This window comes from Tolypothrix campylonemoides VB511288_2, from assembly GCF_045999855.1.
GTDB classification, from domain to species: domain Bacteria; phylum Cyanobacteriota; class Cyanobacteriia; order Cyanobacteriales; family Nostocaceae; genus Scytonema; species Scytonema bouteillei_A.
In genome coordinates this window covers 117,640-130,980 of the sequence record NZ_JBFPMW010000001.1, presented here as the reverse complement: position 1 = coordinate 130,980, position 13,341 = coordinate 117,640, and the positions used below count along the sequence as shown (strand labels likewise).

Annotated in this window: 14 protein-coding genes; 8 read left to right on the top strand and 6 right to left on the bottom strand. The window is 41.3% G+C overall.

All coding sequences use genetic code 11. The features are described from left to right. Positions 1-111: 111 nt before the first annotated feature. From petM to AB0756_RS00560, 6 genes are all read left to right on the top strand, one after another. Positions 112-216 carry a cytochrome b6-f complex subunit PetM gene (petM, locus tag AB0756_RS00585; protein ID WP_038085124.1) on the top strand — a complete coding sequence of 35 codons (105 nt, stop codon included), beginning with the start codon at positions 112-114 and terminating at the stop codon, positions 214-216. 148 nt (positions 217-364) lie between these two features. Beyond that, positions 365-1,351, top strand: a complete 987-nt coding sequence (locus tag AB0756_RS00580) for an SDR family oxidoreductase (RefSeq protein ID WP_038085128.1) — start codon at positions 365-367, stop codon at positions 1,349-1,351. 129 nt (positions 1,352-1,480) lie between these two features. Further along, a complete protein-coding gene (locus AB0756_RS00575) occupies positions 1,481-2,398 on the top strand; it encodes an NAD(+) kinase (RefSeq protein ID WP_038085130.1) in 918 nt (305 codons plus the stop codon). A gap of 206 nt (positions 2,399-2,604) precedes the next feature. Then, a complete protein-coding gene (gene nblR / locus AB0756_RS00570; RefSeq protein WP_038085132.1) occupies positions 2,605-3,291 on the top strand; it encodes a response regulator transcription factor NblR in 687 nt (228 codons plus the stop codon). 93 nt (positions 3,292-3,384) lie between these two features. Beyond that, the gene (locus tag AB0756_RS00565) at positions 3,385-3,942 is read left to right on the top strand and encodes a DUF192 domain-containing protein (protein WP_038085134.1); all 558 of its coding nucleotides are present in this window, start codon (positions 3,385-3,387) and stop codon (positions 3,940-3,942) included. A 530-nt stretch (positions 3,943-4,472) separates the two neighbouring features. Continuing rightward, a complete protein-coding gene (locus tag AB0756_RS00560; protein ID WP_038085137.1) occupies positions 4,473-4,664 on the top strand; it encodes a DUF2949 domain-containing protein in 192 nt (63 codons plus the stop codon). 301 nt (positions 4,665-4,965) lie between these two features. On the opposite strand, the gene AB0756_RS00555 is transcribed toward AB0756_RS00560, so the two are convergent. The 5 genes from AB0756_RS00555 to AB0756_RS00535 form a co-directional block, all read right to left on the bottom strand. Further along, positions 4,966-5,217, bottom strand: coding sequence for a DUF5340 domain-containing protein (locus tag AB0756_RS00555; protein WP_038085139.1), 252 nt, complete (start codon positions 5,215-5,217; stop codon positions 4,966-4,968). Positions 5,218-5,388: 171 nt separating this feature from the next. Continuing rightward, positions 5,389-6,300: an indole-3-glycerol phosphate synthase TrpC gene (gene trpC / locus AB0756_RS00550; protein WP_038085142.1), complete on the bottom strand. Its 912-nt coding sequence runs from the start codon at positions 6,298-6,300 to the stop codon at positions 5,389-5,391. Positions 6,301-6,384: 84 nt separating this feature from the next. Further along, complete coding sequence (lpdA, locus tag AB0756_RS00545; RefSeq protein WP_038085193.1) at positions 6,385-7,812, bottom strand: dihydrolipoyl dehydrogenase; 1,428 nt, start codon at positions 7,810-7,812, stop codon at positions 6,385-6,387. 291 nt (positions 7,813-8,103) lie between these two features. After that, a complete protein-coding gene (locus AB0756_RS00540; protein ID WP_038085145.1) occupies positions 8,104-8,904 on the bottom strand; it encodes an isopentenyl phosphate kinase in 801 nt (266 codons plus the stop codon). A 270-nt stretch (positions 8,905-9,174) separates the two neighbouring features. After that, positions 9,175-9,981 carry a YdcF family protein gene (locus tag AB0756_RS00535; RefSeq protein WP_038085147.1) on the bottom strand — a complete coding sequence of 269 codons (807 nt, stop codon included), beginning with the start codon at positions 9,979-9,981 and terminating at the stop codon, positions 9,175-9,177. A gap of 908 nt (positions 9,982-10,889) precedes the next feature. On the opposite strand from AB0756_RS00535, the gene AB0756_RS00530 reads away from it, so the two are divergent. Together AB0756_RS00530 and AB0756_RS00525 are read left to right on the top strand one after the other, a co-directional pair. Beyond that, positions 10,890-11,327, top strand: coding sequence for a DUF6918 family protein (locus AB0756_RS00530; RefSeq protein ID WP_038085149.1), 438 nt, complete (start codon positions 10,890-10,892; stop codon positions 11,325-11,327). Positions 11,328-12,071: 744 nt separating this feature from the next. Then, positions 12,072-12,521 carry a hypothetical protein gene (locus AB0756_RS00525; protein WP_038085152.1) on the top strand — a complete coding sequence of 150 codons (450 nt, stop codon included), beginning with the start codon at positions 12,072-12,074 and terminating at the stop codon, positions 12,519-12,521. A 36-nt stretch (positions 12,522-12,557) separates the two neighbouring features. On the opposite strand, the gene AB0756_RS00520 is transcribed toward AB0756_RS00525, so the two are convergent. Continuing rightward, positions 12,558-13,286, bottom strand: a complete 729-nt coding sequence (locus tag AB0756_RS00520; protein WP_038085154.1) for an HAD family hydrolase — start codon at positions 13,284-13,286, stop codon at positions 12,558-12,560. Positions 13,287-13,341: the final 55 nt, after the last annotated feature.

Sequence of the window (13,341 nt, the reverse complement as noted above, 5' to 3'; positions counted from 1 at the left end):
CCAAATCCTCTTCCTTTACAATCGTTAACATAAGTCTAATCATACAGGAGCGCTTTCAAGCATCTGGTAAACTTAACTTAATGAAACACTTTACAAAGGAGATTTGCGCTTATGGGCGGCGAAATGTTTAATGCAGCTCTACTGTCTTTCGGTTTGATCTTTGTAGGCTGGGCTTTAGGTACGTTGTTGTTAAAAATCCAAGGAGCAGAAGAGTAACCGCCTGAACAAGGATAAAGTATTAAGGATAAAATGCAGGTCGAGGTTTCAACTACTGGCTTTTTATCCTTGATGCTTTCTTTTGTAAATTTTTGTTGACATGAGTTATTCTGATAATATTCTATAATAATTTTTGTTACAAACTCTCATGACATTATTAATAGTTGGTGCCACTGGCACCTTGGGAAGGCAAGTAGCTCGTCGTGCGCTCGACGAAGGTTATAAAGTTCGTTGTCTTGTCCGGAGTGCAAAGAAAGCCGCGTTTCTTAAAGAGTGGGGAGCAGAGTTAGTACCTGGTTCTTTGTCTTACCCCGAAACACTAACATCGGCACTTGAGGGTGTAACCGCAGTTATTGATGCGGCAACATCTCGTCCTACAGATTCTCTCAGTATTAAACAGGTAGATTGGGAAGGTAAAGTCTCTCTGATCCAAGCTGCGCGTGCTGCTGGTGTAGAGCGGTTTATCTTTTTCTCCATTTTGGATGCTGACAAATACCCAGAAGTGCCATTAATGGAAATTAAGCGGTGTACGGAACTGTTTTTGGCAGAGTCAGGTTTAAACTACACCATATTGCGTTTGGCCGGTTTCATGCAAGGCTTAATCGGTCAGTATGGAATTCCTGTCTTGGAAGGACAGCCTGTTTGGGTAACAGGTGAATCTTCACCCATTGCTTACATGGATACTCAAGATATTGCCAAATTCGCTATTCGGGCTTTGAAAGTGCCAGAAACGGAGAAAAAAGCTTTTCCTGTCGTTGGAACTCGTGCTTGGAGTGCAGAGGAAATTATCAGTCTTTGCGAACGCCTAGCCGGAAAAGAAGCTAGGATCACGCGAATGCCCATTAACTTGCTCCGCACCATGCGTCGTGCCTTGCGGTTTTTCCAGTGGGGATGGAATGTAGCAGATCGGCTGGCTTTTACAGAGGTTTTGGCAAGCGGTAAGCCCCTGACAGCGTCTATGGATGAAGTTTACACAACCTTTGGATTGGAGCGCAACGAAACAACAACTTTAGAAACTTACTTACAAGAGTACTTCAGTCGTATAATGAAAAAACTTAAAGAAATAGATTACGAGCAAACCAACACTAAAAAACAAAAACCCAAAAAAACACCCTTTAAAAAAGTTAACAGTTAGTGGTCGTTGGTTAATCCCGGTTACACGATTGACCGATGGCTGAAGACAAATAACACAAGGACAAAAATAGTCCAAAATGTGTAACGATTATCTAAAGAAAGCGAGTCGCTAAGAATTGGATGTTTGAGCGTGCCCAAAGCAGGCATTATATACAATGATGTTAAACCGATAGCGGGTCGAATCGCTGTCGAATTAAAGGAAAAGTTCACCACTGCAGGCTGGGATGTTTGCATCACAAGTGGTGTCGGTGGGATATTGGGCTATTCAACCCCTGAAAGCCCCGTATGTCACACCCCGATTGAAGGTCTAACACCTCCTGGCTTTGACTCAGAAATGAGATTTGCAGTGGTGTTAGGCGGTGATGGTACGGTTTTAGCGGCGTCCCGTCTTGTTGCTCCTCGTGGTATTCCGATATTAACGGTAAACACGGGTCATATGGGGTTTTTGACAGAAGCTTACCTCAACCAGATCCCTCAAGCGGTAGAACAACTATTGGCGGGTCAATATGAGGTTGAAGAGAGAGCGATGCTCAGCGTCAAAGTGTTTCGCTCGGATGCTGCTCTCTGGGAAGCCCTTTGTTTAAATGAAATGGTGCTACATAGAGAACCTTTGACCTCTATGTGCCATTTTGAAATAGCCATAGGTCATCACGCACCAGTGGATATTGCTGCTGATGGTGTGATTGTATCTACGCCAACTGGTTCTACAGCGTATTCTTTAAGTGCTGGTGGTCCGGTAGTCACTCCTGGCGTACCAGTATTGCAACTAGTACCCATTTGTCCCCATTCTCTAGCTTCTAGGGCGTTGGTTTTTCCAGATAGCGAACCCGTTAATATCTACCCAGTCAATACTCCTCGGTTGGTTATGGTGGTAGATGGCAATGGTGGATGCTATGTTCTTCCAGAGGATAGGGTGTATTTAGAGCGATCGCAATACAGCGCCCGATTTATCCGCTTGCAAACTCCAGAATTTTTCAGAATCTTGCGAGAAAAATTAGGTTGGGGTTTACCACATATTGCCAAACCAACGTCTGTGGAATTGCCATAACACTCAACGGTCACTGCTCGCTGGCTACCGATGACTGCGTATGGGTAAAATTTTAAATAAGTCGTTAAGTTTACTGACTGTCTTGATTTATTAGCTGATACTTGTACGTGTTACAACTGGGTAGACAGCTTGTTAAATCAGGATTTTTTATTTTAAGAAACAATTGCACCTCTACCTGAATCTAAAATCTAAAGTATAGAATTTATATGACAGTTGCTCATAACCCTTGTGTTTTAGTTATTGAAAGCGACGAAAGTCTCGCCAATCAGCTAGCTTTTGATTTAAAAGAAGCAGGTTATGAGCCTCTTGTGGCTCATGATGGGGTGAGTGGAATACAACACAGTCGAGAACGTCAGCCTGCTTTAATTGTGATTGACCGAATGCTAGCAGGAGAATCTGGATTGTCCTTATGTAAAAGTTTTAGAACTACTGGAGCGCGATCGCCCGTATTAGTCTTGATGGCGCGAGATACAGTTGACGATCGCGTAGCCTGTTTGGAAGCAGGAGCTGATGATTACTTTCTCAAGCCATATAGAGCGGAAGATTTTTTAAATCTAGTTCGCTTATACTTAAAACCTGATATCGATACAACCGAACAACTGCGTTTTGGAGATTTAGTGTTAGATATAGCGACTCGTCGTGTCGTACTTAACGGTAAAGCAATTGACTTGACGATGAAAGAATTTGAACTTCTCAAGTATCTTATGGAACATCCTCGTGAAGTCTTAACTCGCGAACAAATTTTAGAAAACGTTTGGGGTTACGACTTCATGGGTGAATCAAATGTGATAGAAGTTTATATTCGCTACTTACGGTTAAAAATAGAAGATGAAGGTCAAAAGAGACTTATTCAAACCGTGAGGGGAGTAGGTTATGTGTTGAGAGAATCTTAGAAGAATAGTTAGTGGTTGGTTAGTAGGATTTGTTGTCAACACCCAACCACTAACACCCAATAACTAACAACTAACAACTAACACGCACCTGTTATGATGAATCGACTATGCATCCTATCAATAATGTTGAGTCTATTGCTGATGAGTTGTTCTACTCAGACATCAGCAGTATCGCCTACAGGTACTCCTAGTTCTCAAACTCAAGCACAAATGAATCAGGAGAAAGCGCCACTTACAGCCAAAGCCGGTCAGCAGTTACCAATTTCAGCCGTTGCTATTGTTCCTAATAATGCAAAAATTCAACTGGAAGTAGCCCGAACAACCCAAGAGCAGGCAATGGGTTTGATGTTTCGACCTGCTTTACCTGATGATAGAGGAATGCTCTTTCAATTTCCCTCAGCGTTTCAAGCTAGCTTTTGGATGAAGGATGTACCTGTTCCTCTCGATATGGTCTTTATGCTTGATGGTGTTGTAAAACACATCGCTGTTTCCGTCCCTCCCTGTAACCGCACCCCTTGTCCTACCTACGGTCCTGACACGCCAGTTAACCAAGTTATTGAACTGCGTTCTGGGCGAGCATCTGAACTTGGTTTGAAAGAAGGATCTCGTATCAAAATTGAATTTCTTAAATCTGGTTCTTCGTTGAAATAAGGTGTTCTGAAAAAAGAAGTGAAAACTCAGGAGTCAGAATAGCTTGCCTGTGATATTCTGTACTCTGAGTTTTTTTGAAGCATTTGTAAAAAAAGTATTACGTATCTGTAAAGAGAGCTTTTATAAGATTAATATTTGATACAATGCGTTTCAGTAAGCATTCCTGCGTTCAAGTCAGATAATGGATTTAACTCCAGATTGCAAAAGATATTTCTTTTGACGTAAGTGTAAAGTGTAGTCAATAAGGGAGTATTATCTAAGGAATCTTTCTTAGTGCAGGTGTAGTTAACTGGGGTACTAAGGTACAAAGGATAAAGTTAAAACGAACAAGAATCTGTGCTATTTGAAACTCAAAAGCTAGTGGCACATAAGCTTGAGTTAATATAATCCGCTTTGTTCAAGAAAATCCGGAAACTGATACAAGTGTTTGCCGAAGCTCTATTGGCATCAAAAAAAACGTCGGTGCTGGAAAAAATTTTACTTGATATACTTAAGTACACTTTAATTCTCAATTTAGGGGGTCCACAAGGGTGTCACCATCAACATATTCCAGGTTTATTCATTTTTTACAGGAAGATTTAGCGATCTCGACAGCCTGCATGGCTGTTGCCCTTCGCCATCGAGAGCAAGATCCGGGTCCTTTACCAATGATTCTTTGGCAGTATGGCTTGATCACTATGGACCAGTTAGAACAAATCTATGACTGGTTGGAAACTGCGTAGTTATAGGATGGTCGTTGAGGATAATCTACTATGCGGGATTTGCCTTGCCTTGTACAAAGGCTGATTCAGAATGCGAGCAATTGCGGACCTTATAGATCTGTCAAACAGAATAAGTCTGAGAAGCGGGCGAATTATTCAGCCCGCTTTCTCATTTGGTTGGTGCTTGGTGGATGTTTGGAAAATAAAAAATCATACTAATTCGCAAATTGCAATCAATCGAAAAATCAATTGCGAATTGCGAACTGTTTGAGTGATGGCGGAGTTAAACTTGCCTATAAGAATTCATGATGGAAGTTTTTTATCAATCAGGGGTAACAACTTGTTCGGTGTTTAGGTGATTGAGCGACCAACGATGATCTACCTCTATAGAGGATGATTGGCAAGCTTCTTCTAATTGCTTTTGTTGTGCAACGGCTTTTCTGAGAGTAATAATAAGCTGGTTCACCTGATTCCTTAAATTTGGGTTGCTACTGACTGCTGACAGAGTTTGCCTTTCTAGCAGTTGCAGTATAAGTTCGTAATGGACAGGTGAAGGCAGAGGAAGTTGCTCCATGTAGTTAGTTTTTGATTGCAATTTTTGGATAAGTGTACCGAAGTATAAAGTATAAAGTCTGAAAGAAGAGGGAATGGCGAAGCATCAACCTTTCTTACTTTATCCTTTACTCTTTATCCTTACTGGTAATTTGTCATTACATAAATTGTTACATAAGCCAAAATAATTTGGTTAAAGCCCTAATTTGGCAGGCGATGAAGATTTAGCGAAGAGGTTGGTAACCGCTTCCCCTGGGTCTGGGTGTTTTACAAGAGACTCTCCAATAAGAACACCAGAGACTCCTGCACGTTCTACTATTGCTAAATCTTCTGGTGTGTGGAATCCCGATTCGCTCACAACTAGAATGTTACGCTCTTGTAATAAATTGCTCCTTGCGGCTATCAGTTCGCAAGTGGTTTGCAAATTAACGGAGAAATCTTCTAAATTGCGATTGTTAATACCTATTAAGGTCACACCATCAAGAGCTAAAACGCGATCGAGTTCTGCTAGAGTATGAACTTCAATCAAAGCTGCCATTTTTAAAGTTTTGGCAATTTTGATAAAGTACTGTAAATCGCGATCGCTCAGTATTGCTGCAATCAATAAGACTGCATCTGCACCCGCAACACGTGCTCTGTACATTTGATAAGGATAAATGATAAATTCCTTGCACAGCAACGGTAATTCTACGGCAGAACGAACCTTAGTTAAATTTTCAAAGCTGCCAGAGAAAAATTTTTCATCCGTAAGTACCGAAATACAACTCGCACCGCTCTGTTGATATTTTAGAGCAATTTCCACTGGGTCAAAATTCTCCCTTAAAACCCCTTTACTGGGAGAAGCTTTTTTTACCTCAGCAATCAGTGCTGGCTGTGTTTTGCCTTGACGCAAAGCCGCCACAAAATCACGAGTTGGAGGTGCATCCAGTACTTGACGCTGCAACTCTTGTAGGGGTACCTTTTCCCGCATGATGTCAACTTCTTGTTCTTTGTGCCAAACAATTTCCTCTAATATGTTGTTTGGCTGAGCATCAGGAACAGCGACCTGATACAGCATTATAGAAACAGCCACGGATGGGTTGGGACGACGGCGACGGATTTGCATAAAAAAATTATGAATTGTGAATTATGAATTATGAATGGTGAATTGCTAGTTTTTCAGCATTCATCATTCATAATTCATCATTTATTAAGCTACTGCTCGTTTGTAGGCTTCGTCTAACACTTCTGATAGTGTTGGGTGGGCGTGAACCAAATGAGCAAGGGTGTGAACGGATTGACGGTTGGCAATAGCTGCTGAGGCTTCATGGATAATATCCGAAGCGTGCATTCCAAAGATATGGACGCCTAACACTTCGCCCGTGTCCTTGCGATATATAACCTTTGCCATTCCGTCTGCTTCACCTTCAGCCAGGGCTTTGGAATTGCCTTTAAAGTAACTCTTAGTTGTTCCTACCGCCCATCCTTCTGCGCTACCCTTTTCTTTAGCAGCAGTTTCAGTCATCCCAACGTAGCTAATTTCCGGGTGGGTAAACGCTGCTGCGGGAATGCTGGGGTAGTCTACCTCTTTACGACGCCCGCAAATATTTTCCACAGCTACAATTCCTTGAGCTGAGGCTGCATGGGCAAGCATCATCTTACCAGTAGCGTCCCCAATCGCCCACAAGTGCGGTACTGGTTCACCTGCGGACAGCACAGCCATATTGTCGTTAACTGGAATAAAATTCCGGCGATCCAGTTCTACCCCTACAGAATCTAAACCCAAGTTTTGTGTAGCAGGTATGCGTCCGGTTGCTACCAAGCAAGCATCCACTTCCAGTACGTCCACATCTTCTTTGGTTTTAAAATTAGCTAACTCAATAATGACAGGTGAACCGGGAATCACTTTTTTCGCGTATATTCCTACATGGGTTTCAATATCACGGTTCGCAATCAAAACCCGTTCCGCAAGCTTGGCAATATCGCGGTCAAATCCCGGCATAAGTTGGTCTAGGGCTTCTATCATGGTGACTTCACTGCCCAATGCCGAGTAAACATCAGAAAATTCCAATCCGATGTAACCACTGCCAATTATTGCTACCCATTCGGGTAATGATTCTAATTTTACCGCTTGGTCGCTTGTGAAAACTGTTTTGCCATCTACTTGAATACCCGGAGGGACAAAAGGTACAGACCCAGGGGAAAGAATAATGTCTTTTGCCGTAATAGTTTTTTCACCGCTATCTGTTGTGACAGTGACTTTTTGTGTCCCTGCGACCTTACCCCAACCACGAATGATATCAACACCCAAGCGCTTCAAGCTATTGGTTAGGTCACCTTGAATTTTTGCCACAAGATTGTTGGCGTGATCCGCAATACCCTGTCTGTCAAACTCAACATTTCCCAATTGAATACCCAGGGACTTGAGGTGATGAGCATTACGTAATTCCCGCACCCGCCCAGATGCTGCTAACAGTGCCTTAGATGGAATGCAGCCTCGGTTAACACAAGTTCCTCCCATGTCAGCCGCTTCGACAATCGCTGTCTTGAGACCGCAGCTAACGGCGTGTAGAGCAGCACCATGTCCGCCCACTCCAGCGCCTAAAATCACTAAATCGTAATCGAACCCTTCACTCACGTTAGTTTCCCCGCGTGCATTCACCAACTTTATTTTTAACTGACCAAACGATCGGTGCAAGTCTTAATTTTATGCTGTTGCTCAATCAAGATTATGACTTAAGATACTAGGGGACAAAATTCTTAGCGTTTTTCATAATGTAACATACATTACCAAATAATCCAAGTTGTGTGGGCACTGCTCGCCATCAGACGTATACAGTTGGGCATTGGGCATAGTACATATAGTTCAACCCATGATATGTGTACTATTGTTTGTGCAACTAAAAGAGCGGTGTAGATAGTTTACTTATTAGAATGCTCGAATGAGAGTACCTGAAGTTGGTTTTCCTAAAACAGCCCGAACTAAATTTTCAGGAATACTTCCATCAAGAATCCAGCAATCGATTCCCAAACTAGAAATAGCTAAAAACTCTTCTACTTTCTTTTTCATTCCCCCAGTGACATCTACTGAGTGACTTAAACCTAAAGCGGTTTCAATTTCACAATAGTTACTTTTAGTAATTAGAGAAATAACGTCTCCTTTTCGATCGCGAACTCCCGGATAATCTCCAGCATTAATTAAAATAATTTTATCTTGATTTTGCTTGAGGAAATATTTAGCTAATTCTGCTAATAAAGTATCTGTAGAGAGGATAGTACCGCCAATTTCCTTATCCAGAACAACATCACCAAAAACTAAAGGAATTAAATCGGTTGCTAAACTGTTATCTATGCATGAAAAATTTCTTTCTATTAGCTTTTGATTCTCAGTCACAACCATTGTTACTGGAGGTAAGCTAACCACTGGTAGACCTGTTTGCAAAAAAATCTTAGCTAGTAAGAGATTGAGGTCTAAAACATCTTGGTGTACCAGGCAAAATCCCATTTTTTCAGAAGGAGAGACAAAACCCTCGATAGTGTTGTACTTCTTAGCCGACTGATGACCAAAAGAACCCGCTCCATTGCCAATAATTAATTTGAGATTGGGATTTTGAGCCCGTATATAATGTATTTCTCTAGCCAATCGTTGCATAACTTCGGGTCGAGCAGTGTAAGGTTTTTCCTTATCTGTAATGAGAGACCCTCCCAGCTTTATTAGTACTAGAGCCATAATAAGTTTTTAAGAAAAGTGGAACAATCATCTTGATGGAGCTTATCTTGAATACAAGACAAATCCTTCTTTGTCAATTTCAGCTTAATTTTCCTTCAGCGAACGCCAACGTTCAACCTAAATAATGATAATTCAATAGTACTATTGCTGTGCGCTATTCAAAACCTGTCCAAACTATTAGATAGGATTGCTATATTAAACCCTTGTAATTCGAGGGTGAGCAGGAATGCTCACCCTCAGGGTAAAGCGGGTATTTTTCAATTTGATTTATTACAAATTCCCCAGAGTTTGCAAGTTTTTGACCTTTGCAACGGGTGGAGCAATCTCTTTTCCATTTTGAGGTAAAAATCGCCCTTGTAAACCGTAGCTCACTAAGCCCATATACTCATAAAACAAAAGCACTGCGGTTTTACTTGAAGATAACCCACTTGGTACGGGGCTAGTATGTGGAGTGACTTCAAACCCCAGACTTTGAAAAGTGAGTAGCGATCGCAACATGTGAGGGGGATCGGTTACCAACAAAATTCTCTTGACTCCTCTTGGTTGTAATTCTGATGCGGTGAAGAGCGCATTTTCTCTAGTCGTTTCAGAACAATGCTCCTCGCTTAACGCGGAAGCGGGAATACCTTTTTCTTTAAGTTGCTCGACAATTTCAGAACCATCACCTGAACCGCTAGCAAAAATCAAAGGTGCGCGACGGGCTTTCCAAAGTTCAGCAGCAACTTCCACTCGCGACCTTCTAAAAGGTTTCCCCCGTCCCAGTACAACAATTGCATCTACACCGGTACCAGAGTCAGGGGGAATAAAAGCAACTAATCCTTTTTTTGCAACTGCGATCGTGAGTGGAAAAGTGGCGCTAAAGTATACAACCAGTAACAACACTCCCAAAGTACTGATGATGCGTTTCCAACGCAGTCGGGGAAAAATCCAAGGTAATAAAACGAGAAACAAGAGTGGTAACACGATAACAACAGGTGTTGTCAGCCATTGAGAAAGTGTCGCCTTTAGACCAAGCCACTGATTTACAGAATGATACTGTCGGTAAGCTTCGCTAACGCACATAGCTAAGTTGAACATGCAGTTAACCCATGAGACTGTCAATACACTCTTTACTTTTTGTTATGTTAGCGAAAACTCAAATTTTGATGTGTTATCTACAAGCCACCATAGATTACCTGAAGCGTAGGTAGGTGAATTTAAGTATAAAAGCCACCTTTAACAGTTATATCATTTACATTATTTTACCGTATTAGTACTTCTCAATTTTGTATAAATTGCATTTAGTAAGCCCGCGCAGGCGGGCTTTGTTTGTATAGCCCCACATTTCCAATGTGAGGGAATTTTAAGCGCAACCTCATATAGAATTGGTATTACATTCAATAGTAGGGAATGCTTATCCCACTTATATTTCAACAATTAAATATAATTTATATATATGAAAAAATAGGTTTTAATAGGCAACCTAACTTCTTTATATATCTTACGAAGAGATAAAAAAGTGAACGAAACGATCGCTAGCTGCAATTAAGCTTTCCAGAAAATAAGAATACGCCCTTCAAATGGAATTGTCAAGACTTCCCTAAATCCTTACGTTTCTGACTTATTAATTAAAGAATTGATGAACTTACTTTCTTTTCTTACTTCATATAGTATGAATATTGATTGGTTGTATGTTTTGTCTGTTCTTAGTTGACATAAACAGCAATTATGGTTATAACAGTTAATGAAAATTAACCTAATTCAAAAGGATAAAGATGAAAAAAGCTAGACAGATTAGCAGAACTATATATAGCTTTGCTTTTCAAGCACAGGTAGCTTTTTCAGTCCTTATTCCAGGTTGCTTTTACTGAAATTTTTCCATTTAAGTTATATGAGAAAGTTGAGAAAATTTTCTGGCTTTCCGATTTCACATCTATCATTTCCTACTTTCTAGTAAGTAGAGATTGAATAAACATAAGTTAGTTTACCATTTAAGGAGAATTAAAATGGGGCTTTGTGATGGTCTTTCAAACCCAAATAAAAAGGATCGGGTTGTAGCTGATTGTACAAAGTTGCTAGACGAACAAGTTGCATCAATGGGAGGCGTTTCTGGGTTAGCTTTGAAAGCTGGCTACGCTGCGGTTAAAGGAATTGCGCCCACGTATTGCACGGGTGCTATTGAAAGGATTCTACCGCAATCCCTCACAGCACTCGATCCCATTTGGAATGAGGGTGTACAAACAGGAGACCCAGTCGCACACTTAGTTCAAAATCGTACTCGTACCGCAGACGCGTTGCTCAGTGTTACAGATGAAAGGATCGAAAAAAGCCAAAACACAACCGTGAAAGGCGTATATAGCAAACTCCGCAGTTCGGCTAAGAAGCACGTGGAGGAAGCAGTACCGGGCTTAGCTAAGGTAATTGATAGTTACACTAAGAACTAAAGTCTTACTAATTCATTAGCTACTCATTCTATATCCCCACTCTCAAACCCACCAACAGGAGGTTAAAGTGGGGTTTTTCGAGTATGCGAGAAACGCCTTCATTCCCAACGCTTCTCCTTAGCCATACCGCAAAATTGCTACCTCTAATATAGAGTTCACCGCACAGTTGCAAGATTTTTATAAGCCACAATATGTCATAAAGACTGGAACTGCAATAATTTTAAAAAATTAGAGACAGCGATCGTAATGGACACACCTTCACGAAATCTTCATTTTTTTTCCCTACTTTATTAATAGATAAACAGAGCAAACTTATGTAGCGATTCAAAGAGGGTGTCTGAGAAATCTTATATTTTATGCTTGCTTCCCCCTAGGGCGCGTTTTCAAACTCTTATAGATCCCCCCATCTCCCCCCAACCCCAGCTACGGTGGTGTACACACGTCTTCTAAAGTGTATTCTTGCAGTTTCGATCCCCCCTAACCCCCTTAAAAAAGGGCGGCTAAGATACTCAAAAGTCCCCCAATAAATTGAGGGATAGAGGGGGATATGGGAAATTAGGAGCCCAAACAAATACGCGTGGAAACACGCTCTAGAATACTCAACAAGTACCCCTTTTCAGGATAATTTAGTGGGCTTAATTGAACTTTGTTTGTAGAAAATTTAACTGTGCGAAAATCTTAGCTATTGCATCATCCAGAGCATTAACAAAACTACTTTTAAATCTATTGCTGAAGGAAAAAAATATGTTTACCACAGGCGCAGGAGATCTTTTCCACACAGTACAATCAGATATCCAAACAGAAGCCGCTAATATTGCTGCTTTGGCTTTTCCAAAAACTCTGTTTAAGGTATTTTCACAACCAATCGGAAGAGATTGTGCAGCGTTGGTACTTCCAAAAACTCAATTTGAGTTGTTATCACCAAAGATCGGAAGTGAGAATTTATCGCTGACTTTTAAGGGCAAATATGCCTCTGAGAACTTTAGAGTGATGTTTTTTCCAAAAATCAAGACTTTAATTTTATCTGGGTACTATTGCCAAGGAACGGCTCACTTAATTTATATTCCGGGAAATAATTATAACTGGTCAAATGGCACGGGGTATAAAATCACGTCGCCTGATGGGATTGGAGAAAAATTTGAGTTATTAGCGACTAAGTTTTACCCGTTTTTACTAGAATTTTTTCTAGGATAAGTCATACCATTTTGGATTGAGCCAGCTGCGGGAGCGTCAAACCACAAGAATTTCCTCGAGTCGCTCTATCACCACATCTGCACCTCGGACGTTCTCTGATTTCCCAATCCAGGTAATGCCAATGCAACCAGCTGCTTTGGCATTACGTGCCATTTGCATATCACCTACAGAATCTCCTACCATGAGTGTGGCACTGGGTTCGACTCCCAAAGCTTGACATGCTTGTAAAAATAAAATGGGATCTGGTTTACTTGGTCCTCCATCAACTCCCATCGCCACTTGGATGCGATCGCTTAATTCATGACGTTCTACAAAAGTCCGCACTTCAGAAGTTGTAGCTGCTGAAAGAATCCCAAGTTTCAAACCTGCTTGCGACAAAGATTGAAGTACTTCCGATGTACCTGCAAACAGAGGTGAAGGTGTTTGGTTGACATACTTTTCCGCTTCATCCAAAGCTTTACGGGCTATCACCAACGATTCAAACCATCCCCGCCCAGTTTCTGCTATGTAAGCCGCCGCCGCCGTTTCTGTTTCGCGACGACTGGCTACCGCCATTAAACCTGCTGGATCTAAAGTATCGCCACTCACACCAAATGCCATTAACAGTGGCTCGCCAATACCGGGAATTTGTGCATCTATTACCCTTGCACCCTTCTGTGCAAGGGCGCGTAAATAAGCATCTGAGTCTTCTAGAGTCCCATTTTTGTCAAATAGAACCGCCTGGATATGGGAAAACTTGACGTTTTTACATTCTATCGTTACCAAAATGAATCCTCCAGCAATCGCATCACTACAACTTTTATGATTGCCATCTTGAAAA